The organism is Micromonospora sp. DT228 (assembly GCF_049841595.1).
Taxonomy (GTDB): domain Bacteria; phylum Actinomycetota; class Actinomycetes; order Mycobacteriales; family Micromonosporaceae; genus Micromonospora.
In genome coordinates, this window is record NZ_JBNCKO010000022.1 from 78,051 (window position 1) to 100,988 (window position 22,938).

The 22,938-nt window shown below is 70.8% G+C and carries 20 protein-coding genes; 12 read left to right on the forward strand and 8 right to left on the reverse strand.

All coding sequences use genetic code 11. The annotated features are described in order from the left end of the window. Positions 1 to 16 precede the first annotated feature (16 nt). Positions 17 to 2,737 carry a M14 family zinc carboxypeptidase gene (locus tag ACLQ29_RS31335; protein WP_425774980.1) on the reverse strand — a complete coding sequence of 907 codons (2,721 nt, stop codon included), beginning with the start codon at positions 2,735 to 2,737 and terminating at the stop codon, positions 17 to 19. A 249-nt stretch (positions 2,738 to 2,986) separates the two neighbouring features. Here ACLQ29_RS31335 and ACLQ29_RS31340 point away from each other — a divergent pair, with 249 nt between their 5' ends. Together ACLQ29_RS31340 and ACLQ29_RS31345 are read left to right on the forward strand one after the other, a co-directional pair. Then, positions 2,987 to 3,403 carry an effector-associated constant component EACC1 gene (locus ACLQ29_RS31340; RefSeq protein WP_425774981.1) on the forward strand — a complete coding sequence of 139 codons (417 nt, stop codon included), beginning with the start codon at positions 2,987 to 2,989 and terminating at the stop codon, positions 3,401 to 3,403. Further along, positions 3,400 to 5,328 carry a caspase family protein gene (locus ACLQ29_RS31345; RefSeq protein ID WP_425774982.1) on the forward strand — a complete coding sequence of 643 codons (1,929 nt, stop codon included), beginning with the start codon at positions 3,400 to 3,402 and terminating at the stop codon, positions 5,326 to 5,328. The genes ACLQ29_RS31340 and ACLQ29_RS31345 overlap by 4 nt, the downstream gene beginning before the upstream one ends. Positions 5,329 to 5,396: 68 nt before the next feature. Here the strand turns inward: ACLQ29_RS31345 and ACLQ29_RS31350 are convergent, their stop codons facing one another. Beyond that, positions 5,397 to 6,722: a glycoside hydrolase family 18 protein gene (locus ACLQ29_RS31350; protein ID WP_425774983.1), complete on the reverse strand. Its 1,326-nt coding sequence runs from the start codon at positions 6,720 to 6,722 to the stop codon at positions 5,397 to 5,399. A gap of 147 nt (positions 6,723 to 6,869) precedes the next feature. On the opposite strand from ACLQ29_RS31350, the gene ACLQ29_RS31355 reads away from it, so the two are divergent. Next, positions 6,870 to 7,754: a bile acid:sodium symporter family protein gene (locus ACLQ29_RS31355; RefSeq protein WP_425774984.1), complete on the forward strand. Its 885-nt coding sequence runs from the start codon at positions 6,870 to 6,872 to the stop codon at positions 7,752 to 7,754. A gap of 16 nt (positions 7,755 to 7,770) precedes the next feature. On the opposite strand, the gene ACLQ29_RS31360 is transcribed toward ACLQ29_RS31355, so the two are convergent. Then, positions 7,771 to 8,190, reverse strand: a complete 420-nt coding sequence (locus ACLQ29_RS31360; RefSeq protein ID WP_425774985.1) for a PPOX class F420-dependent oxidoreductase — start codon at positions 8,188 to 8,190, stop codon at positions 7,771 to 7,773. Positions 8,191 to 8,362: 172 nt separating this feature from the next. Here ACLQ29_RS31360 and ACLQ29_RS31365 point away from each other — a divergent pair, with 172 nt between their 5' ends. Then, positions 8,363 to 9,271, forward strand: a complete 909-nt coding sequence (locus tag ACLQ29_RS31365; protein WP_425774986.1) for an NAD-dependent epimerase/dehydratase family protein — start codon at positions 8,363 to 8,365, stop codon at positions 9,269 to 9,271. On the opposite strand, the gene ACLQ29_RS31370 is transcribed toward ACLQ29_RS31365, so the two are convergent. Continuing rightward, positions 9,253 to 10,227 (reverse strand): glycoside hydrolase family protein, encoded by a 975-nt coding sequence (locus ACLQ29_RS31370; protein WP_425774987.1) that lies wholly within the window; start codon positions 10,225 to 10,227, stop codon positions 9,253 to 9,255. The genes ACLQ29_RS31365 and ACLQ29_RS31370 overlap by 19 nt on opposite strands. Positions 10,228 to 10,513: 286 nt before the next feature. Then, positions 10,514 to 11,476, reverse strand: coding sequence for an AraC family transcriptional regulator (locus tag ACLQ29_RS31375; protein ID WP_425774988.1), 963 nt, complete (start codon positions 11,474 to 11,476; stop codon positions 10,514 to 10,516). A 204-nt stretch (positions 11,477 to 11,680) separates the two neighbouring features. Between ACLQ29_RS31375 and ACLQ29_RS31380 the strand changes: the two genes are divergently transcribed. The 5 genes from ACLQ29_RS31380 (at position 11,681) to araD (ending at position 17,619) form a co-directional block, all read left to right on the forward strand. After that, the gene (locus tag ACLQ29_RS31380; protein ID WP_425774989.1) at positions 11,681 to 13,255 is read left to right on the forward strand and encodes a flavin-containing monooxygenase; all 1,575 of its coding nucleotides are present in this window, start codon (positions 11,681 to 11,683) and stop codon (positions 13,253 to 13,255) included. A 138-nt stretch (positions 13,256 to 13,393) separates the two neighbouring features. Continuing rightward, complete coding sequence (locus ACLQ29_RS31385; protein WP_425774990.1) at positions 13,394 to 14,593, forward strand: low temperature requirement protein A; 1,200 nt, start codon at positions 13,394 to 13,396, stop codon at positions 14,591 to 14,593. A 158-nt stretch (positions 14,594 to 14,751) separates the two neighbouring features. After that, on the forward strand, positions 14,752 to 15,648 hold the full coding sequence (locus tag ACLQ29_RS31390) for an acetyltransferase (protein ID WP_425774991.1): 897 nt from the start codon (positions 14,752 to 14,754) through the stop codon (positions 15,646 to 15,648). Between the two features lie 75 nt (positions 15,649 to 15,723). Next, the gene (locus tag ACLQ29_RS31395; RefSeq protein WP_425774992.1) at positions 15,724 to 16,710 is read left to right on the forward strand and encodes an alpha/beta hydrolase; all 987 of its coding nucleotides are present in this window, start codon (positions 15,724 to 15,726) and stop codon (positions 16,708 to 16,710) included. Positions 16,711 to 16,893: 183 nt separating this feature from the next. Next, a complete protein-coding gene (araD, locus tag ACLQ29_RS31400) occupies positions 16,894 to 17,619 on the forward strand; it encodes an L-ribulose-5-phosphate 4-epimerase AraD (protein WP_425774993.1) in 726 nt (241 codons plus the stop codon). Between the two features lie 71 nt (positions 17,620 to 17,690). Here the strand turns inward: araD and ACLQ29_RS31405 are convergent, their stop codons facing one another. Then, the gene (locus ACLQ29_RS31405; RefSeq protein WP_425774994.1) at positions 17,691 to 18,794 is read right to left on the reverse strand and encodes an aldo/keto reductase; all 1,104 of its coding nucleotides are present in this window, start codon (positions 18,792 to 18,794) and stop codon (positions 17,691 to 17,693) included. A 142-nt stretch (positions 18,795 to 18,936) separates the two neighbouring features. Between ACLQ29_RS31405 and ACLQ29_RS31410 the strand changes: the two genes are divergently transcribed. From ACLQ29_RS31410 to ACLQ29_RS31420, 3 genes are read left to right on the forward strand one after another with little or no spacing between them, the layout of a single operon-like run. Then, on the forward strand, positions 18,937 to 19,539 hold the full coding sequence (locus tag ACLQ29_RS31410) for a TetR/AcrR family transcriptional regulator (RefSeq protein ID WP_425774995.1): 603 nt from the start codon (positions 18,937 to 18,939) through the stop codon (positions 19,537 to 19,539). Between the two features lie 12 nt (positions 19,540 to 19,551). Next, a complete protein-coding gene (locus tag ACLQ29_RS31415; protein WP_425774996.1) occupies positions 19,552 to 20,298 on the forward strand; it encodes an alpha/beta fold hydrolase in 747 nt (248 codons plus the stop codon). Between the two features lie 51 nt (positions 20,299 to 20,349). Beyond that, the gene (locus tag ACLQ29_RS31420; RefSeq protein ID WP_425774997.1) at positions 20,350 to 21,033 is read left to right on the forward strand and encodes an alpha/beta fold hydrolase; all 684 of its coding nucleotides are present in this window, start codon (positions 20,350 to 20,352) and stop codon (positions 21,031 to 21,033) included. On the opposite strand, the gene ACLQ29_RS31425 is transcribed toward ACLQ29_RS31420, so the two are convergent. Together ACLQ29_RS31425 and ACLQ29_RS31430 are read right to left on the reverse strand one after the other, a co-directional pair. After that, a complete protein-coding gene (locus ACLQ29_RS31425; RefSeq protein WP_425774998.1) occupies positions 21,017 to 21,442 on the reverse strand; it encodes a DUF305 domain-containing protein in 426 nt (141 codons plus the stop codon). The genes ACLQ29_RS31420 and ACLQ29_RS31425 overlap by 17 nt on opposite strands. Positions 21,443 to 21,764: 322 nt before the next feature. After that, complete coding sequence (locus ACLQ29_RS31430) at positions 21,765 to 22,679, reverse strand: DUF1996 domain-containing protein (protein WP_425774999.1); 915 nt, start codon at positions 22,677 to 22,679, stop codon at positions 21,765 to 21,767. Between the last annotated feature and the right edge of the window lie 259 nt (positions 22,680 to 22,938).

The window sequence follows — 22,938 nt, forward strand, 5'->3', positions numbered from 1 at the left end:
TCGCGGTGCGGGATCGTCAGCCGACCACCGACCGCAGCGGCACTCGCGCGTCGCGCAGCGCGCGTACCAGATCGCTCGCGAACGGGTGTTCGTCGACCTGGAGGCCCTGCGGGTTGGGGATCACGACGTACGCCGAGCTGTCCTTCGCGGACGTCCGCGCGTCGGTGGTGAAGCGTTCGACGATGGCCCGGGTGCGCGGCAGGTCACTGGCCGCGACCTCGACGGTGATCGGCCGCCAGCCGCCGCCGAGGTCCGGCGTGACCGGTGCGGCGGCGGCGCTGGCGCGCGCCGGGTCGACTCCGGCGGAGCGCCGGGCGTCCGGCGCGCCCACCGGGTAGAGCAGCGCGTTGGCCACCAGGTGCAGGCCATTCTCGTTGTACGCCCGGAAGAGCGGATTGAACGCGAACAGCACCGCCCGACCGGCGCCGGTCGGCTCGTCGACGACTGCCGCCGTGCCCTTCAAGGTTTCCGCGCCGACGGTGTAGCCGTTGGCCCAGAACGTGTCACCCGTCGGGTAGCTGAGCACGTTCGTGCCAGTGGTGCTCGGGTTGAGGATCGGGTCGCTGTTGTTGAACTCGAAGTCCTCCGCCGGGCGGCCCAGGGCGACCGGGCTGGTGGTGTCCACGTCGACCCGCAGGTGCGAGCCGATCACCAGATAGTCGGCCGGCTTGGTCTTCTCGGTGCTGGAGGTGAGTCCGGCAGCGCGGGCCAGCCGGGTGCCCTCGTTGCGCAGCCCGACGTAGGTGTGGCCCTGGGCGATCCAGGCACGCAGGTTGGCCTGGCCGGCGGCGGTCAGACCGCCTGTCGCGCTGCTGCCGTCCGGCACCAGCAGCACGGTACGACCGGTGAACGCCTCGGTGTTGTCGTTGATGTCGGCCGTGGTGACCGGGGTGAGGTCGAGCCCCCACCGCTTGCCGAGCACGTAGCGGGCCTCGCCGTGCGAGCCGGAGGTGGTGGAGATGCCGGTGCCCTGGAACAGCCCCACGTCGGGCAGGGTCACGGGCGTACCGGTGGCTGGCCCGCCCGGTGTCAGACTCACTCCGAGCGAGGTGGCGAGCCGGTCGATCTCCCGGGTCAGCGTCTTCGCCGGCAGGGCCACCAGGCTGCTGTCCGCGCTGCGCGTGAGCGGCACGCCGCGACCGAGCAGGCCGAACGTCAGCTCCGCGGCGGCTGCCGAGTCGAGCGGGTACGTGTACGAGCCCCACGGCCACGCCGGGGCGGTCCGGCCGCCGGCTGTCGCGCGGACGAGCTGGGCCTTCGGTCGGACGTTGTCGCCGGTGTAGATGGTGGAGACACCCATCAGCAGCGGGTTGCTCCAGGACGACACGTCGTAGAAGTAGGGGAACGGCGTGTACGGATCCTCGCCCATGATGGCCTGGATCCAGTGCTTCTGCGGCTGGTCCATCGGAATCCAGTACGCGCCCCTGGGCACCGTCACGTTTGTGGCGCTCCGGCCGCCGAAGACGCGTGCGGTCGGCACCCGGGTCGCCTTCTGCACCTCGTACACCTCGACGTCCATTCGGCGCAGCCGCTCGACGAGCTGCCGGACGTCGGCGAGCTGCCGATCCGGCAGCAGGAAGTACGAGCGGATCGTGATGTCGGGCACCGGGAACTGGACCTCGTTCGTGGGCTGCACGACCTCGTTCGGTTCGAGGGCGCCCGCCCGGCCCTGGGCGAGGGCGTCGGTCCAGATGTCGAAGTAGCCGTCGAGCACCTCGCGCTTGTTGGCGGCGGCCCAACCCAACGTCGACCACTGGGTGTGGAACTGCTGCTGGACCCGGTCGGCGACCGCCGACGCGCTGCCCTTCTCGTAGGTCATGCCGGCCGCGCCGAAGCCGGTGGTCGGCACGGTGTCGCCGTAACCCATGAAGAACATGTCGTACGTGTCGTAGTTGAAGTAGCACTCGGTGAAGGCGGTGTCGTCGCAGGCGCCGTTGTAGCCGAAGCCGGCCTTGTTGGCCTCGCCGATCCGGTTGATCCAGTCCACCGCCTCGCCGGCGATCTCGTGGTGGATGGGGTCGGCGTTGGGCGGGAAGAAATACTGCTTGCCACCCATCTCGTGGGCGTCGACGAAGACCTGCGGCGGGTAGCGGCGCAGCAGTTCGAGTTTGCCGTCGGTCTCCTGCTGGGTGCGGGCGAACCAGTCCCGGTTCAGGTCGAAGCCGAACTCGTTCTGCCGGCGGGTCGCGTCGCGGCCGTCCGGGTTCTGGGTCGGGACGATGACGGTGACCAGGTTGTCGTTGCGTCGGGCGACCTCGCAGGACAGGCCCGCCGCCAACTCGTACAGCGTCTTGAGGGCCGCGTCGGTGCCGCTCTTCTCGCCGCCGTGCACGTTCGCGGTGATCCAGACGATGGCCGGGCTGTCCTTCGCCGTCCGGGCGGCAGTCCGCGCGCTGGTCCGACGGGGATCACGCAGGTCCCGTACGTCGTCGGCGATCCGGCGCAGCGCGGCGGGTCGCACGTGGCGTTCGTTGGACACCACCGCGTACGGCAGGGGTTGCCCGGCCACGCTCGTGGCCAGCACGCCGGTGACGACCCGGTCCGAGGCGCTGTCCACCGCCCCGAGGTAGGTCCGGGCCTCCTCGTTGGTGACGACCCGCTCCTGGCCCGAGCCGAGCGGGAAACCGAAGACGGCTTCCGGCGCGGGCACTGTGCTCAGTCGGGCGTTGGGGTCGCTGCTACAGAGGGCGGGTCGGCCGGCACTCGCTGCGGACGTGCCGCTGAGCAGAGGGGTCATGCCAAGGAGGAGCGCGATCGTGGCGGCACTCGCCAGCCGCTTCGGAGGGACAATCCAGAACGGACGCGACGATTGGTGCATGTCTCGGGTTCCCTTCTTGGGGGAAAGCCTCGCAGTGGCCGGAGCCTATGAATCGTTGATACGGCGGTCAAGGGCTGATCGACTCCGGTGACTTTGCGGGGTGCCTGGGGGCGACGGCGGCTGGCAGGATGACGGGGTGGGGTTTGCCTTCGCCGGAGGGAGAAGACGTTGCCCGAGTCTCAGGAGACGATCGCGCTCGCGGTCTATCCAGATCATCCCTCTGCCGATGCTCGCCGGTCCCTGGCGTCCTGGCTGCGCGCCGAGGACCGGCTCCGCGGAAAGGTGACCGCCGCGCCGGCCCCCGGTTCGACGATTCCGGCTGACGAGATGTCGGCCGGGGCCACGGACGTGCTGCTGGTGGCCGTGGGCAGTGGCGGCGCCGTCATGGTGCTGGTGCAGGCGATCGCCGGCTGGTTGACCCACCGTCGCGAGGACGTGACGGTGCGCCTGACCCTTCCTGGCGGATCGTCGGCCGAGTTGGACGTCCGCCGGGCTCGTGACATGGACCAGGTCACCGCGCTCATCGAGGCTGCCGTACGCGCGCTGGCCGAGCACGAACCGTCTGTCGAGACAAACGACAGGTGAGTCGCCCCGATCCGAGTCGGTCGACGGCGCTGTTGATCGGCACCGCCACACACAGCCAGCAGGCCCTTGAGGATCTGCCGGCGGTGCGAGCAAATGTCACCGAGTTGGCCCGACTGGTCACCACCGGGCCGGTCGACCTGGTCGCCGTCGAACGCTGCACCCAGCTTCTCGACCTCCCGCACGCGGGGGAGGCGGGTGTCACGATCGCCGAACGCTGCGGCGAGGCGGAGGACCTGTTGTTGGTCTACTACGCCGGCCACGGGCTTCTCGACGACAACGGGGAGCTGTTCCTCGCTCTGCCGGGCACCGACCCCCGTCCGGACTGGTTGAAGTACACGGCCATTCCGTTCAGTTGGGTTCGCGACGCGATGCGCGACAGCCCCGCCCGCACCCGAGTGCTGATCCTCGACTGCTGTTTCGCGGGCCGCGCCCTCAACAACATGTCCACTGCGGACGTGGAGAACGGGCTCGCCGACCGCAGCGAGATCCAGGGGACCTTCACCCTCACCGCGACCTCCGACAACGTCGCCGCCATCGCCCCGGTCGGCGCCGAGCACACGGCGTTCACCGGCGAACTGCTCCGACTGTTGCAGCACGGGCCTCCGGTGCGCGACGGCCACCCCGACGGGGATGACCTCACGTTGAGTGCCGTGTACCGGCACCTGGCGGTGACACTGCCCAGCCAGGGGCTGCCCCGCCCGCGGCAACGCAACACGGATCTCGCGGCCGACCTGGTGCTGCGGCCGGCCCCACCTGCGACTACCGCGTCGCCGACGGCCGAGGATCAGCCGGCGGGTGATCCGCCCGCTGCCACGCCGGCCGCGAATCTACCCGCCCTGGCCGATGCGCGGCCGGTGATCGACACACTGCGGCGACCACAGCGGCTGTTCCACCCATTGCACCGAGAACTCCTGGCGGCGCACTGGAGACAGCTCGCGCTGTCGGTCGCCTTCGCCGCCCTGTACACCCTGTACCTGCTGGCGCGACAGATCATCCCCGGGACGGCATCGGAGCTGCCTGGGTGGGTCGATGTCGATGCACTGCTGATCTTCGCCGACCTGTTTGCGGCAACGATCGGCATCGGACTGGTATTCACCGCCAGTAACGACTTTCGAGAAGGGTTTCGGCGACACGCAAGGATCAAGTGGGGGCTGGCCATCATCAGCGGGGGCTTGATCGCCGCCATCGTGCTGGTGACGGTGATCGTGAATATCCTGGAGCCCGTTCTCGGGGCGGACACGAACGTCGCCATTCCCATCATTGCCTGCGCAACCGCCGTGGGGGTGTGGTGGCTCGGGGGCATGGGTCCGGACGTCGATGGTGACGTGCCGCGTTGGTGGTGGCGCACCCCGGTCCTGGTTGCCGCTGTCGGCGGCGCTCTGCTGGCGGCGATGATCAGCCCCGACCCGATGCACCGGCACATCCAGTTCGGGGGATTTATCGAGCTCAAGGCCCTCGGGGTGCTGTGGATAGTGGCCGGGTCCCTCGTCAGCGCCTATCTCGTCGTCGTTCAACTCCAGGACGTCGTGACCGGCCACCTTGCGCTGGCGAGACGGCCGCTCATCCTCGCGCTCTCCAAGCAGGGCATCGGTATCCGGACCAGCGACCACAACAGGTTCATCGCCTGGCACCACCTGGATCGGATCTTCGTCGCCGGCAACGTCCTCGCCATCGCCTTCAAACGGGACTATCCCGAGGTCGAGAAGCCGCGAGAGTTCAGCTACTCCGCTGCCCACGGCGGCTTCCCGGTGGCTGACATCCGGCAGTTCCCGCACACCCGGGCGGAGGTCCTGCACGCCATCTCCTATTTCGCGGGCGCCACCCTGCACGGGGTCACCCCACCCGGCCCCGACGAGGATCGGCTTCCCCGACAGCCGGACGGCAGCCTGACCTGGCGGTACAGCGAGCGCTGGAGCAGCCACTGAGCTGACGCGACGGCCCGCCGCCGACCGGGCGATCGGTCGGCGACGGGCCGGGTCGTGCGGAGGTGCGCCTACCAGGTCGTCAGCCCGAGGCCGATGGTCTTGGTCAGCGTGGCGTTGTCGTCGTCGCCGTCCAGCGACCAGATCATCGCGCCACCCAGACCGGTACGCCGGATGTAGAGCGTCTTCTGCAACACGACGGCCGGGTCGTCGTACGTCCAGAACGTCGTACCGTCGAAGAGCCAGGCGTGCCCGGCGCGTAGGTCGCGGTGCACGGTGTAGCCGTTGCCGGCCAGGGTCTTGAGCTTCTTGTAGTCCTCGTAGCCGGCCTCGAAGGTGGCCGGCGCGGGCCCGGTGGCCGGCTGGAAGAGGCCGTTGCCGCCGCCGGTGACGCCGGTCCAGCCCCGGCCGTAGTAGGGGATGCCGAGAACGAGCTTGTCCCGCGGCGCGCCCCGGGCGATCCAGCCGTCGATGGCGACCTCGACGGAGAAATCCGGGTTGTCCGGTGATCCCGCCGGTACGCGCAGCGCCGACTGCTGGTTGGCCACCGCCTCCCAGCCGCCGTGGAAGTCGTACCCCTGCACGGTGGCGAAGTCCAGGTACTTGAAGATCTTGCGGCCCTCGTAGCCGGCGTCCATGGTGGCCGGGTTCGCGGGCAGGAACGCGGTCAGCGGGTGGTGCGCCCGGGTCGTGCGCCCGTACGCGTCGAGTTGTCGGCGGAACTCGGCCAGCAGCTTCGTGAAGTTCTCCCGGTCCTCCGGGCGGATGACGTTGCCGGGCTCACCCGCCCAGTTGGGCCACTCCCAGTCGAGGTCGATGCCGTCGAAGACGCCGGCGGCGGCGCCCGGGGCGCCCGGGAGGTTGCCCCTGAGGTAGAGGTCGACGCAGGACGCGACGAACGCCCTGCGGGAGGCGTCGGTGCGGGCGGCGTTGGAGAAGTACGTCGACCAGCTCCAGCCGCCCAGCGAGATCAGCACCTGGAGTTTGGGGTGCTTGGCCTTCAGCTTGGCGAGTTGGCCGAAGTTGCCGTTGAGCGCCTGGCCGGGGGCGTCGGCGACGCCGTCGACGCTTTCCTCGGCGGGGACCGGTCGCTGGTAGTCGGCCCAGGCGTCGCCCTCGCCCGGCCCGCCGTCCAGGTAGCAGCGGCCGTCCTCGCTGACGTTGCCGAAGGCGTAGTTGACGTGGGTGAGGCGGCTCGCCGCCCCGGAGGTGTCGAGCTTCTTGACCGGGAAGGCCCGCCCGTAGATGCCCCACTGGGTGAAGTAGCCGACCCGGTGGTAGCCGGCGCGGTGCTGCTGGTGGTCGCCGGCGCTGGCGGCGGTGGGCGGGGTTGCGGTGATCAGCAGGGTCGCCAGGGCGACGACGGCGGTGAGACGGCGGTGGCGGAGTTGTCGCATCGGCACACTCCCACGACGGGTTGACGCACAATTAGTAAAGACACTTATCTGATTGATGAAGTTAAGCCGACCACACTCCACGGTCAAGAGTCGACCGGCCACACGGACGATTGTGAACGCGTTACCCACTGGTAACGATGTTGTGCCATGGACTCCGCCCTGACCCTGATCGGTCTGCCCATCGCCCTCGGCATCATCATGCTCGGTCTGGGTCTCGGCCTGACCAGCACGGACTTCCGCCGGGTGGCCCAGCACCCACGAGCCGCCGTCATCGCGCTCGTGTGCCAGGTGCTGGTGCTGCCGGCGCTCTGCTTCGGCCTGGTCCTCGCGTTCGACCTGGCACCGGAGTTGGCCGTCGGCATGATGCTGCTGGCCGCGTCGCCGGGCGGCACGACGGCCAACCTCTTCAGCCACCTGTTCGGCGGGCACGTGGCGCTGAACATCACCCTGACCGCCGTCAACTCGGTGCTCGCCGTGGTCACCCTGCCGATCCTGGTCAACCTGTCGGCCGCGTACTTCCTGCCCGACGGCAGGAGCATCGGACTGCAGTTCGACAAGGTGCTGCAGGTCTTCGCCATCGTGCTCGTCCCGGTCGCGATCGGCATGCTGATCCGGGCCCGGGTGCCGTCGGCCGCCGAGCGGCTGAACCGTCCGATCCGGATTCTCTCCGTCGTCGTGCTCGTCGCCGTCATCGTCGGCGCCGTCCTCGGCGAGCGGGAGAACATCGCCGACTACTTCGTCTCCGTCGGCCTGGCCGTGCTCGCGTTCAACCTGCTCAGCCTCGCGATCGGGTACGGCGTACCGCGCCTCGCCGGGGTGGACCGGAGCGCCGCGACGGCCGCCGGGTTCGAGATCGGCATCCACAACAGCACCCTGGCCATCACGATCGCGCTCAGCCCCGCACTGCTCGACAGCACCCAGATGGCGATACCGGGTGCCGTCTACGGGATCGTCATGTTCTTCACCGCGGCGGCCTTCGGCTACCTGGTGACCCGCTCCGGCACCCGGTCCGCCGCCAGCCTGACCCCCTGACGCGCGGCGTCAGCCGTCAGCCGACCTGGTCGTTGTCCTTGAGCGAACCCCAACCGTGCCACCTGTCGACCTCGATCAGGGCACTCACCCGGGCGCGCTCGCGCCGCGGGTACGCGTTGCCCGTGTAGTGCAGGGACAACCTGTCGATGTCCGCCAGGTCCTCGTCGGCGCGCAGCTCGGCGACGTGCCCGACGATGCTGACATGGGTGTACCAGCCGGCCTCGTCGAGCACGGTCAGGGACACCCGCGGGTCGTTGCGGATGTGCTCCAACCGGCGGCGGCTCTCGTCCAGGTTCACCAGGATCCGGCCGTCCTCCCACAGGTACCAGGTGGCGGCGGACACCGGCTGACCACCGTTACGAAGCGTGGTCATCACGGCCGGGTTCGGCTTCCGGAGCATGGCGATCGCGGCTTCGGGAAGCGGTGGCTTGGACATGCAGTCTCCTCGTCGCGTCAACGTTTACCCCTGCACGTTACGCACCCGCGGGCCCGGGCACGCGCGGACCGGCAGGTACATCGCAGGGAGAGCGGGCTCATCACCCCCGGCGAATAGGGGTGGCGCGGCACCCGCGTGCGGGCCCGCCGCCGCTCCCGGCGAAGATGTGGTGATGACCAACTCCGCACTGCCCAGGCGTGTCGTCGTCACCGGTGCCACCGGCAAGCTCGGCCGTGCCGTGGTCGCCCACCTGCGCGCCGTGGGCGTCGACGTGCTGGCGGTGGACCGTGCCGGCGGCCGTGATCCGCGCGACGTCGACGGCGAGTTCCTCCTGGTCGACCTGACCGACTACGGGCAGGTGGTGGAGGCGTTCACCGGGGGCGCCGACGAGCACGCCGGTGGGGTGGAGGCGATCGTGCACCTGGCGGCGGTGCCGGCCCCCGGGCTGATGTCGAACGCGACCACGTTCGCGAACAACTCCGCCGCCACGTACAACGTCTTCGCCGCGGCCAGGGCGGCCGGGATCAGGCGGGTGGTGTGGGCGTCGAGCGAGACGGTGCTCGGGCTGCCGTTCGACACCCCGCCGCCGTACGCCCCCGTCGACGAGGAGTACGCGCCACGACCGGAGTCGACGTACTCGCTGAACAAGGCCCTCGAGGAGGAGATGGCGCGGCACTTCTGCCGCTGGGACCCGGAGCTGGTCATGGTGGGTCTGCGCTTCTCCAACGTGATGGATGTCGAGGACTACGCCGCGTTCCCCTCCTTCGACGCCGACCCCCAGGCGCGGCGGTGGAACCTGTGGGGTTACCTCGACGCCCGCGACGGGGCGCAGGCGGTCGAGCGCGCGCTCGCCCACGACCGGCCCGGCGCCGACGTGTTCATCATCGCGGGCGTCGACACCGTCATGAGCAGGTCCAGCGCCAGCCTGCTGGCCGAGGTCTACCCGGGCGTCGAGGTCCGCAAGGAGTTGGGCGAGCACGAGACCCTGCTCAGCGTCGACAAGGCACGCCGGGTGCTGGGGTACGAGCCGCGGCACTCCTGGCGAGACCACGTGAATCCGGTTCAGCGCGCGGCCTGGTAGGCGCGGCCCACGGCGGTCACCTCGCTGCCGGTGCGGAAGAGCCCGGTCTGGTCCTTGTCGGTGGCGGGCAGGCCGAACCACGCGTACCGGTGCAGCCAGGACAGGCCGCCCAGCATCCGGGTCGCCGCGGTGAGGAACGCGGCCTGCTCTGCCTGGGTCGGAAAGCGAACGCCGTTGGAAAAGTCGATCAGGGCGAACTCGGTGAGCCAGATCGGCAGTTGGTAGCGGTCGTGCACCGCCTGGAGATACGACCTGAGCTGGTTGACCGCGTTGTCCGTGGTGAAGTCGCCGCCGTACCAGTGCAGGGCGATGAAGTCGACCCGGTAACCGCGCTGCTTCGCCCCGGCCAGGAAGCGGTCGAGCCACTCGCCCGGCCGGTCACCGCCCCAGGCCACGGCCGGGCTGCCCAGCGGCAGACCTGTCGCTTCGAGCTGCGGCCACAGCTCCAACGCCTGCTCCACGGTCATCTCCGCCTGACCCTTCAGGTCCGGCTCGTTGAACCCGAGCAGGTAGCGGCCGTTCTGCTTGGCCTTCTGCAGGTTGCCGGCGGTGACGCTCTTCGCCCCCCAGATCATCGGGACGAACTCGGCGTTCTTCGGGCTGGTGACTCCCGGGTGGGCCACGTCCCAGGTGTAGTACCAACTCGCCCCGGAGCTGGCCAGCGCCTGGCTGACCCCGTCGAAGGTCCACACCCCGACACCCTTGCGTTTCGAGGTCACGGCTGTCGCCGCCGGGGCGACCGGACGCCGAGCCGTCGGCGTCGCCGTCGGCCTGGTCGTCGCCGTCGGGGTCAGCCCGGTCGGGCTCGTCGTGGCGGCGGGGGTGGTCGCGGTGGGCGGGCTGGCCTCCGGGGTCGTCGGCACCGGCGTGTCGAACGCCTGCGTTGCGGCGGGAGCGGGCGTCGGCCCGGTCGGTTGCGCCACGACGATCACCCCGGTCACCAGTACGGCGACCACGGCGGCCACGGCGAGGGGCCACAGCAGACGCCGGACGCCGATCGGAAGCCTCAGGCGTCGGGGCTCCGCATGGACTCCACGGGACCCTTTCGGGGTGTCCGCTTCACCCGGGCCGGTTGCGCGCATCGTCTCGACTCCTTCGTGTGGTCACATCGCTGTTCGACGAAGGACGGTGCCTGATCGTCAGCAGCGCCCCCCTCAGGAGACTCGCCGACCGCTGCGGGATAACGGTTTTCTCGGCGGCCCACCCTTCGGGCCCGGGCTGACCCGGCGGCGACCGGTCCGCTCAGCGGCGGAGGGTCGCGGACGGCGACTCACCGAACCGGCTCCGGTACTCGGTCGCGAACCGACCGAGGTGCACGAACCCGTGCCGTAGCGCGATTGTCGTCACCGAGACCCCCGGCTCGGCCGCCCGCAGCGATCGCTGCGCCGCGTCGAGGCGACACGCACGCAGGTACGCCGTCGGGGTGGTCCGCAACTCCCGCCGGAAGCAGTCCTGCAACGTCCGTACGCTCACCCGCAGCGCCTCCGCGACGTCACCGACGGTCAGCGCCTCGCCGTGGTGGTCGGCGATCAGCGTGCAGGCCCGGCGGACCAGCCGCCCGGGGTTGGCGTGGTGGCCCGGCTCGGCGAGCAGGTCGGAATGGCTGTGCCGGTGGGCCAGCAACAGTTGGCCGATGAGCCCCTGCTCGAAACGAGCGGCGACCTGCGGGTGGTCGAACAGGGACGCGTCCGTCGGCTGTGCCAGCTCGTCGGCGAGGAACGCCACCCCACGTGCCCACGCCTGCGCCCTCGGCGTGGTCATGGCCATGCCGATGTCCAAGCGGATCGGGTCGTCCACCGGGTGGCCCAGCAGGCGGGCTATCTCCCGGTCGACGGAGCGCCGGTCGGCGTAGAAGATCCGATGTGGGGATCCCTCGGACCACCGCATGTCCGAGGGGTCATGAGGGGACAGGACCGAGGCGACCTCGGGTGTCGAGGTCACCGTGCCTCCGGCGTGCCGGACCTCGGTGCTGCCGGCCTGGGGGACCTGGACGAGGTAGAAGCTCTCCAGGGCGGGGGGTTGGATCCGTACCGCCTGCCCGTAGTCGAGGTCGATGACACCGACCCCGCCCACCCGGTGTGCCGCCATCCGCAACTGGACGGCGTGCACGCCCGCCTGCGGGGTGAGTCGATGCGGACAGAAGACCCGGCCGACCTCGGCGCGGGCCTGGTCGACGTCGTCCGTCCGGACCGTCACCGCATCCATCCGACCCCTCCCGGTCGTCCTGGTGCGCTAAAGGTAAGGCGCGACCCGGAAGGACTGTGTCGGAAAGCCGTGCACCCGACACGGATCGGTCGGCCGCGCGATGCGGACACACCTCGCGCGCAGCGGATAGCGACAGCCGCGGCCCGCTCGCTAGCGTGCGCTCACCACCGCTGCCGCAGTGGTTCGAGCGCTTCGGAGGATGCCATGAGGATCGCCATCGTCGGTGCCGGATTCGCCGGTCTGAGCGCAGCGAAGGTGCTGCGGCAGAGCGGGTTCGACGTCACCGTGTTCGACAGGTCGCCCGATGTCGGTGGGGTGTGGAGTCGCACCCGGCGATATCCCGGTCTGCACACGCAGAACAACAAGGGCACCTATCACCTGTCCGACCTGCCGATGCCCGCCGACTATCCGCAGTGGCCCTCGGGGGAGCAGGTCCAGCGCTACCTCGAGAGCTACGTGGAGAAGTTCGGGATCGCCGGCGTGCTGCGTCTGTCCACGGAGGTCGCCTCCGCCGAGCTCATCAACGACGACACCGGGTGGCTTGTCACGTCGCGGCCGGCGGGGGCCCAGGACCCGGTGACGGTGCAGCGGTACGACCACCTGATCGTCGCCAACGGCATCTTCTCCGACCCGGTCGTTCCGTCGTTCGACGGGCACGCGGCCTTCGCCGCCGCCGGTGGGCGGGTCCTGGCCACGGGGGAGTTCCACGACCTCGAGGCGGCCCGGGGCCGCAACGTCCTCGTCGTCGGGTACGGCAAGTCGTCGTGCGATGTGGCGGTCCCGCTGACCGACCTCGCCGCCCAGACCCACGTGGTGGCCCGGGAGTTGCTCTGGAAAATGCCCCGCAAGCTCGGTGGCGTGCTCAACTACAAGTACCTGCTGCTCAGTCGGATGGGTGAGGCGCTGTTCCGCTACCTCAACCTGAAGGGCTTCGAGCGGTTCCTGCACGGTCCGGGTAACGGCCTGCGCCAACGGATGGTCGACAGCGTCGGCTCGGTCGCGACCAGGCAGCTCAAACTGCGTGAGTTGGGTCTGGTGCCCAACGGCAGCTTCGAGGACATCGCCCGCAGCACGGTCAGCCTCGCCACGGAGGGCTTCTTCGAGCGCGTCGCCGATGGCCGCATCGTCGTGCACCGCGACCAGGTGATCACCGAACTGCTTGTCGACGACGACGGTCGGCCCGCCGCCCGCCTGGCCGACGGCACCGTGCTCCCCGCCGACCTGGTGATCTGCGGCACCGGCTTCCGTCAGCACGTGCCCTTCTTCGACGACGCGCTGCACGCCCGGCTGCAGGACGACGCGGGCAACTTCCAGCTCTACCGCCAGATCCTGCCGCTCGGCGTGCCACGGCTGACGTTCGCCGGCTACAACTCGTCGTTCTTCAGTCCGCTCAGCGCGGAGATGGCGGCGGTGTGGACGGCCGCGTACCTGCGGGGTGGGATCACCCTGCCCGCCGAGGACCGGATGCGCGACGAGGTGCGCACCCGCCTGGCCTGGATGGCGGCGCGCACCAACGGGCGGCACGCCCGCGGGACGAACATCATCCCGTTCTCGATGCACAACATCGACGAGGTGCTCGACGAGATGGGGCTCAACCTCGGTCCGCTGACCCGGGCCCGGCAGTGGCTGTTCCCCGTCGACCCGCGCTCCTACCGGGGGGTGACGGCACGCATGATCGCCCGTACCGCCGATGGGGGCGCGACGGGCGAGGCCGCACCGGCCGGATCCGCACCCGGGGGTATCCGGCAAAATCACGAAGAATCTCACATACCCGGATAAGGTACGCAGAGCAGGAAGCAGGCGGCACGGTCGGCGAGAGGGCCCGGGACGATGGCAGCGGAGCAGGTCTTCGAACACCGTCACCGCCCCGGCGTGCCCGTGCCGGCGGCTGTGGCCGGCTGAGCTGTCCCGCCGTCCGTGCTGACCCGCCCCCGGATCATGCGTGGGCTCGGCGACAGCAGGAGCCCCGACTCGGCGACGGTCCTGGAACTGCTGTTCGACATCGTCTACGTCTTCGCGCTCGCCCGCCTCGCCGGGCGGGTGGCGGACGACCTGACAATCGTCCGGCACACGCTGCTGTCAGAGGCGGGCCAGACGGTCCTGTTCTTCGCGGCGATGTGGATGATCTGGTCGCTCAACGCCCTGCTGGCGAGCACCTACGACCCCCGCCGAGCGGACCTCCAGGCCGTCCTGCTGGCGACGATGTTCGGCACGCTGGTGCTGGCGGTCTCGTTGCCGGAGGCGTTCGGCAGGCGCGGCGTGGTCTTCGCCTGCACGTACGTCATCATCCAGATCGGCCGACCGCTCTTCCTGACGTTCGCCCTGCGAGGCCACCCCGGTCGGGCGCTCGCGGCCCGGGTGCTGACCTGGCACACGGCCTCCGCCGTGCTGTGGATCAGTGGCGGCATCAGCGGCGGCCTCGGTCGGGGCATCTTCTGGACCCTCGCCCTCGCCATCGAGCTCACCGGCACCGCCACGGCCTGGCCCGTGCCGTGGCTCGGCAAAGGGTGGTTCCACCGGTCGGGGGTCGCGGTCTCCCACGTCCACCTCGCGGAGCGGTACAACCAGTTCTTCATGATCGCCCTCGCCGAGGTGGTGCTCGAAGCCGGCGCCGCCGTCAGCTTTCCCGGCTTCACGATGGCGGGGATCATCACCCTCGTCGCCGCCTTCGTGACGGCGGTCTCGTTCTGGCGGATCTACTTCTACCACGTCCGGTCCGGCCAGGCCGCGACCCCGGGCGGGCAGGGGATTCAGCTGTCGCGGTGGGCGAGCTACAGCCTGCTGATCATCGTCGGGGGCATCATCTGTACGGCCGTCGGCTTCGGGCAGGTCATCGAGCACCCGCACCCGCCGATCGACTGGGCCCTGGTCGCCATCATGTTCGGTGGCCCGGTGCTGTTCCTGCTCGGGCGGAGCTTCCTGGAGAAGGAGAACCGATCCGCGCCACGCTGCCGGATGCTGTACGTCGGTGCGGGGGCGCTGCTCGTGGCGGCGCTACCGATGGTGCTGCTTCCGCCAGTCGCCGTGGCGGCCTCGGCGGCGGTGATCCTGGCCGGCATCGCCGTGTTCGACCAGCGCGCCCACCGGCGTGGGTCGGAGACCAACCCGACGTTGTGACGCACCGTTGCGGCCCGACGGCTGGCGCGCGTATGGTGCTCTGGCACGCCGTCGAGCTGGAAGGAGGTCAGAACAATGTCCGATGTTCTGCGCCCCCTCCGCGCTCCGGCGTCCGCGCGGATCTGATCCGGGGCGCGCGCTTCCCGGAGGCCCCACCCATGACTGATCTGGTCATCCGTCCGCTCGTCGCGGGCGAGGAAAACCTGTTCGACTCCATGCCTGATCCGCTGCCCCAACTGCGCCAGGTCGCCTACGCCGACGGAATCGCCGGCGGCGGCTACCGGCCCGAGACCACCTGGGTCGCCCTGCGCGCCGGCCGGGTGGTCGGCCGGGCCGCCTGGTCGCAACCGCCGGGCGCCGTCGGAGCCCCCTGGCTGGACCGGTTCGATCTGGACGCCGAGCCGGAGGTGGGTGCCGAGTTGCTGCACGCCGCCCACGAGGCGCTCGGCGGTCCCGGCCTGTACTACGCCGCGCTGCCGGCGCACTGGCGGCGTCGGGCGGAGGTGCTGGCCGTGGTGCGGGCGCCGATGGAGGCCGCCCGGCTCGCCGGGCTTGTCGAGCGGGGGGAGCGGCTCAGGTGTTCCTGGGCGGGCACCCCGCTGCCCGCGTCCTCCGGGCGCTACGAATTCCGGCGGCCCGCCGACGTGGCGGAGATCAATGCCCTGGTGGCCCGGATCGCCGAGCCGGACGTGCTGACCGGCGTCGAGATCGCGCGGGCGGTCGCCGGCGTCGACCTGGCCACCGACCCGCTGGCCTGGCTCGGCGACGCGACCGAGGAATGGCGCGTCGCGCTGGATGCGGGCGCGCCGGTGGGTCTGGTCGGCACGGCCGGAGACGCCTGCTACCCGCTGCTGGCCTATCTGGGCCTGCTCGACGAGGCGGCCCGACCCGAGTTGCTGGCCGAGGCGGTCCGGGTGCTGGCCGCCGGCGGGGCCCGGGAGGTCATCGCCGACGTGGACTCCCACCAGGTCGCGGTGCTCGCGGAACTGGAACGGACCGGGTTCCGGCAGTTGCGCTCCCGGATCGTCTTCGCGCCGGGGGACGCTGCGAAATAGCTGACCGGGGTGCGCCCTGTCACCGGGGCGCACCCCTCGGCACAGCCCGACCCGCACTCCTGTCAGCATCGGCGCATGCCGGAGATCATCGCGCTTGCGCTCGGTGGGTCGGCGCTGGTCGTGGCGCTGGTCGCCGGGTTGTATCTCTGGCCACTACGCCGCCGTGGGCTACGCGTCGCACCGTCGGAACCGCTCGACTTCGACACCGCCACCCGGGCCGCCGAGGCCATGATGGCGGCCGAGGCGGCGGACCCGGCGGTCCGGCCGGAATCGCGGAGCCGCCTGCTGAGTCACGGCTCCCGTACCGGCCGGGTCGTCCTGCTGCTGCACGGATACACCCTCGCGCCCGAGCAGTACGACGGGCTGGCCGAGGAGTTCTTCGACCGCGGGTACACCGTCTGGATCCCCCGGGCTCCCCACCACGGGACCGTCGACGGGCGGGCCCACCACCGGGTCGAGGCCGAGGAGCTGACGACGTACGCGGCGCGGGCGCTGGCCGTGGCGGCGGGCCTCGGCGACGAGGTGGGCGTCGTGGGGATCTCCGGCGGCGCGGTGCTGGCCGCCTGGCTGGCCCAGGTGCCCGGCGACCTCGTACGGCATCTGCTGTTGCTCTCGCCGTTCTTCGGCCCAGATCCGCGCCAGGCGCCGGCCTTCGCGGTCCGACCGCTCATCACGCTGTACGGGCGGCGCATCCTCCCGGATCGCGTCACGTCACGCGGCTACTCGCTCTCCGCCGTCACCCAGTACCTGACGATCGCGCGGAGCCTGCCGAAGCCGCCGCGCCGGACCGGTCTACGGACCGCCGCGGTCGCCATCAGCCCGCTCGACGGCGTGGTGGACCTCGCCACGGCGGTGACCGTGCCCCGCCGGATCGCCGACGCGAACGCGATCCCGCTGCGGGTCTGCACCCTTCCCGAGGCGTGGGGCGTCGGCCACAACATCCTCAACCTCGCCGCGCTCGGCGCGCAGGGGTCCGAGCTGCGTCGGCGGTACGTGGCGCTCTACGAGGGCGATCCGACGCCGACGCCGGGGCTCAGCCGGGTGGCCGGCGTCGACGAGTGAGGTGGGCCGCGCGTCGCCGCGCCGGCGTCTAAACTGCGCCCGTGTCGTGCCACGAGTGGGCGCGGCGCCCCGGTCCGGCACTGCGCACCCGCTATTGACCGGGCAGAATGTTAGCGCTAACGTGCCGCGGCACCGCATCGCGCCGCGTCGGATGCCACCCCCACCCGAAAGGCGTCACCTGCAATGAGTACGGCCGGATCCACCGACTTGCGCGCCGCAGTCCTCGCCGCGAACCGCCTCATCGCCTCGGCCGGCCTGGCCGAGCTGACGTGGGGCAACGTGAGCGGGGTCGACCGCGAGGCGGGCATCTATGTCATCAAGCCCTCCGGCGTGGCGTACCAGGACCTCACCGCCGACCTTCTGGTCCCGGTGGATCTGGAGACCGGGCAGGTCGTCGCCGGAGAGCTGCGGCCCTCCGTCGACAGCGAGACCCACCGCGCGTTCTACCTGCACTGGCCGTCCATCGGCGGGGTGACCCACACCCACTCGACGCACGCCGTGGCCTTCGCCCAGGCCGGGCGGGACGTGCCGGTGCTCGGCACCACGCATGCCGACACCTTCGCCGGTCCGATCCGGGTGACCCGCGACCTGACCGCCGACGAGTGCGCCCACGACTACGAGTTCAACACGGCTCGGGCGATCATCGAGCTGATCGGGGGAGAGGCCGAGGCGCTGGCCAACCCCGTCGCCCTCGCCGCCAACCACGGCCCCTTCACCTGGGCGAAGGACCCGCTCAAGTCGGTGGAGAACGCGATCGTCTGCGAGGCGGTCGCGGAGATGGCCCTGAAGACGCTGTCGCTGAACCCCGCGGCGGCCGCCCCGCAGTGGCTGCTGGACCGCCACTTCACCCGTAAGCACGGCGCCGGCGCCTACTACGGCAACCAGCTTCCCGAGCAGAGCCGGCCGTGACCGTCGCCGTGCGGTGACACCGGTACGGGCGCTGCGCGCGCGGCGCCCGTACCGGTGGTCGGCAGGGGCAGTCACGTCGTGGGCTGGGTGGCCCCGTTGAACACCGGCGGGGCGTAACCCGCCGGCTTGTCGCCGATGCCGAGGCCGGGGCTCACCACCCAGGACTGGTACTGCGGCGTGAACATGCCGTACGGCAGCCCCAGGTCCGGAGCGCTGGCCTCGTCGAGCCGGCGACGGGCGTCGGCCGGGATCTCGAAGTCGAGCGCGCCGAAATTGCTGGCGAGTTGCTCGGGGCTGCTCGCCCCGACGATCACCGAGGCGACGGCGGGCTGGGTGGCCACCCAGTTGATCGCGACCTGGGCCATGCTGCGGCCCAGGTCGGCGGCCACGCTCTCCAGCGCCTCGATCACCTTCCAGTCGCCGGAGGTGATCTCCCGACCCGCGGCGTCGGGGTTTGTCAACCTGCCGGTCCCGCTCAGGCCCTCGCCGGTCCGTCGGTACTTGCCGCTGAGCAGCCCGCCGCCGATCGGGCTCCACGCGGTGAGCCCCATCCCCAGGCTCTGCGCCATCGACACGAACTCCGCCTCGATGCCCCGCGTCACCAGGGAGTACGGAAGCTGCACGTTGATCATCGGGGCCAGCCCGTGTGCCTCGGCGTAGCTCTGCGCCCGGGCCGCGTACCAGGCCGGTACGTCGGAGAGCCCGGCGTACCGGATCTTGCCGGCGCGCACCAGGTCGTCGAGGGTGTGCACGACCTCCTCGACCGGCGTGATCCGGTCCCAGGTGTGCACCAGGTACAGGTCGATGTAGTCGGTGCCGAGCCGGCTCAGCGAGCCTTCCACGGCCCGCATGAGGTGCTTGCGGCCATTGCCGCTGGCGTTCGGGTCGGCCGGGTCGACGGTGTTGGTGGCCTTGCTGGTGAGCACGAGCCGTTCGCGGACGCCGGCCCGGTCGATCAGGCGGCCGAGGATCCTCTCGCTCTCCCCGGCGGTGTAGAAGTCCGCCGTGTCGATGAGGTTGCCGCCCGCTTCCAGGTATTGGCGGAAGATCGGCTCCGCCTCCTCCTCGGTCTTGCCGTACGCGGCGTGGAACCCGTCGACTCCGAAATTCATGGTGCCCAGCGCCAGCCGGCTCACCCGCAGGCCGGACCGCCCGAGCAGGTAGTAGTGGTTCACGGTGGTGCCCCTCCCGATCGTGGTGTCGGCCCGGATCGGACCGCGCCGCAAACCTTCGCTCGCCAAATTTGGACCGGCAAGTCCAAAGCGCGAGCTAGGGTCGGATCGGCAGGCACGCAGCAGAAACGGTGACGGAGGTCGCATGACACGGGCGTTCACCCGCAAGGGCGAGGCCACCCGCGCGCGGATCGTCACCGGCGCCGCCGCCGAGGTCCGCGAGCGCGGCGTCGACGAGGTACGCCTCGAGGACGTGCTGGCCCGCACCGGCACCAGCAAGGGCCAGCTCTTCCACTACTTCCCCGACGGCAAGGAGGAGTTGCTGCTCGCGGTGGCCCAGCACGAGGCCGACCAGGTGCTCATCGACCAGGAGCCGATGCTCAGCAACCTCACCTCCTGGCCGGCCTGGCTGGCGTGGCGCGACCGGCTCATCGAGCGCTACCTCGCGCAGGGCGTGAAGTGCCCGCTCAACGGGCTGCTCGGCCAGACCGGCCGGCGCGCACCGGGCGCGCAGGCGATCGTGACCGGGCTCATGTGGCGCTGGCAGGAAGCGATCACCGAGGGAATCCGACACATGCAGTCGACCGGAGACATCGCCGCGGGCGTGGACGCCAACCGCGCCGCCGCGGCGCTGCTGGCCGGGATCCAGGGCGGCGTCCTGCTGCTGCTCTCCACCGGCAAGATCGATCATCTGGAGGCGGTCCTCGACCTCACCATCGACTCGCTGCGGGCGAGCGCCCGAATGTAGGAGGGTGAGGCAATGACGGACGACAACCGCCCACCGTTGGTGCTGCTGCACGGCCTCACCTTTGACACGCGGCAGTGGGACCCGGTCCGCCGCGAGCTAGCGGCTATCGAACCGGCCCGGCCCGTCCTCGCGCTGAACCTTCCCGGGCACGGCGACGCACCCCGGCTGCCGTCGTACGACATGGCGGAGGTGGCCGACGTCGTGCACGAGCAGGTGACCGGGGAGGGTCTCGTCCAGCCGATCGTGGTGGGACATTCCGTCGGCGCGGTGGTCGCCACCACCTACGCGGCCCGCCACCCCGTGCGCGGCGTGGTGAATCTGGACCAGATCCTGCTGCCCGGCCCATTCGGTGCGGCCGTACGCCAGGCCGAGCCCACGCTGCGCGGCCCGGACTGGCGACAGGTGTGGGACGGCATGCTCGCCGGGATGGGCATCGAGGCCCTGCCGGCCGAGGCACGCCAGATCGTGACCACCGCGACCGATCCCCGGCCGGACCTGCTGCTGGGTTACTGGGGCGAGATCCTGCGCGGGTCCGACGAGGGGATCTCCGCCGAGCGGCAGCGTGATCTGCGGTCCATCGGCGAGCGGGGGATCCCCTACCGCTGGGTGACCTCCTCCGAGCCGCCGCCCCGCTATCTGACCTGGCTGACGGAAACCCTGCCGGAGGTCGTGGTGACAGTGCTCCCCGGTAGCCACTTCCCGCACCTGGCGGAGCCGGCAACGATCGCCCGGCTGCTGGCGACCGTCGGCTATCGTTGACGCGTCGGACATGGTGTCCGACAGACTGTCTGTTCGGTGAAAGCGCAGGCCATGATCTCGACTCGCCCCACCCTGTTGCTCGTCCACGGTGCCTGGCACCAGCCCGGCGTCTGGCACCGGCTCCGGGCCGAACTGGACGCCCTCGGCTATCCGACCAGGGCCGTCGACCTGCCCACCTCGGGGCCGGACGCCCGTGGCGGCCTGCCGGACGACGCCGACGCCATCCGCAAGGAGATCGCGGCGGTCGGTGGACCGGTCGTCGTGGTCGCCCACTCCTACGGAGGAATCCCGGTCAGCGAGGCCGCCACCGGCCTACCCGAGGTCGAGCATCTCGTGTACCTGACGGCGTACCAACTGGACCGGGGCGAATCGATGTTCAGCTTCCACGGCGTACCGGACCCGGTGGACACCGACGGGTTGATCCCACTCACCGGGGACCCTCGGGAGGCGTTCTACGGCGACCTGTCCGACGCCGACGCCGAGGCCGCCATCGATCAGCTGGTCGACCAGCGCCTGCGGGTCTGCGTGGACCGGGTGACCGAGCCGGCCTGGCGTTCCATTCCGTCGACCTACGTCGTCTGCACGAACGACCATGCCATTCCGTTGCCGCTGCAGGAGAAGATGGCCGACCGGGCCACCGACGTCCGGCGGATCGAGTCCAGCCACTCGCCGTTCCTGTCCCGCCCGGCCGAGCTCGCCGCGCTGCTCGACGAGATCGTCACCAGTCGCGGTTGACGGCTGTGGTCCGGTCCAACCGATCGAGTCGGGTGAGCTCGGCGCTGCCGGTCCGGACCACCTTCGTGGCCAACGCCGTGGTCGCGGGGTGGACCCCTGCGCGTTGCTCGGCACTGCCGATCCGGATCGCCTGCTCCAGGTGCGCCCGTACGTGCTGGCTGGCCCGCCGCTGAAACGCGGCCCCGCTGGCCGACCGCAACGCGGCCAACTCCTCGTCGGTGACCATGCCCGGCATGTCGTGGCCCTCGTGCGGGTTTGTCGTCGGGGCGCCGAACTCGGCGAGCAGCCGTCGAGCCGTGCGCAGATCGGCGCGATGCGCCGTGTCGAGCCGAGCGGTGAACGTCAGCCACGCCGAGTCGGCGGTTCGGCTCGACACCAGGTCCAGCACCGGCAGGAGGCGTTCGTTCATCGCCACCGTCAGTTGAAGCCACGCGACGTCGGTGGCGCTGAACGGGCCCGCCGAGCCGCTCGGTGAAGCCGACCCGACCGGTGCGGCGGTAGCGGTCGTAGCGTGGACGGCGCCGTGGTGGATGACTCGGTGGCCGCGCTCGCCGCGGTCGATGTCGGAGGCTCGGTCGGTGACCCGCTGGTGCACGCGGCGACGAGCAGCAGCGCCGCGAGGAGCAGGCAACCGGTCGTACGCACGGAGGGTCTGCTCATCCGGCCTCCTCTCGCCCGGGACGGCGGGCCCGGCATGGCCGGACCCGCCGCCGCGGGGTGCGACTGTCGGCTCAGAGCGGACGCCCGTCGGCACCGCACTTGATGACGGGACGGATGCAGTCCTGGACCCGCCGGGCCATCTCCGCGACCGGCCAGGCGTTGAAGAAGTCGCCGTGCATTGTGTAGCCGGGCCCGGAGGCCAGCCGGAACCGCGACGGGTCACCGTTGACCGGGTACCGCAGCACCTGCCGCAACTTCGGCACGTGCACCGGGTGGGTGCTCGGGCAGGCCTGATTCACCGGGTACGCCAGGTGGCTCTTGTGGTCCGGCGAGTCCAGGTCGCGGCCGTTCCAGCACTGCGGGAAGTCCAGGTACGACTCCAGCATCGTGCCGGACGGGCAGGTGACGAAGTTCTTCGACGGCGGCACCTGTCCCGCGTGCAGGCACGACCACCGGGCGATGCTGTCGTCCGACCCGGTGGCTTTCGCGTTGCCGGCGACGAGTCGCAACCCGAGCGGGAACGGCTGGGTGTTCGCGACGACGTCGGAGCGGACGCCCTCGCCCAGGTAGTAGAACGTGGCGATGGCCGGCTCCACCGGCACGTTGTCGCGGTAGAGGGTCGGCACCCAGTAGGACGAGACGTCCACCCGCGGGTTGCAGGTGCTCTGGGAGTTGACCAGGTCGGGCAGTGTGGTGTTGGCGTTCGTCACCGTGCTGCCGAAGAAGCTGTGCATGTGCGACGCCCCGGGCAGGCCCGGGAAGATGATCGGGTCGTCCGGCAGCCGGTGGCTGTAGGTGCAGTCGGCGGGGAACTCGGCTACCCGGATGGCGTTGGCGCCGAAGTCAGCGCCGGCTCGGCCGGGGGCGGCGTCGGCCCGGTTGGTGGTGGACACCAGGTACGTGCCGAGTAGCAGCAGCAGTGCGCCGATCGCCGTGGCGAGGCGCAGTCGGCGGGGGATGCCGGAGAGGGGTGCGGCCCTGTCCATCGTGACTCCTGTCGGGGACGGGTCAGGCACAGCTCCGGCGCCGCCGCCGAAGGCATCGGAGTTGTGCCTGGCCAGACTGGGTGGTGGCCGGTTGGGGCCGGTGCGAGAGAGCGCTCTCACTGCCCCTCAGCCTCATGCCGAAGTCGACAATTGTCAATACGTGCCGCAGTTGGTGGAAAAGTCGCCGAAGGGCCGGGCCCCGTGGTGGGGTCCGGCCCTTCGGTGTGTGTGCTGTGTGCGGGTGTCAGCTGGTGGCGTA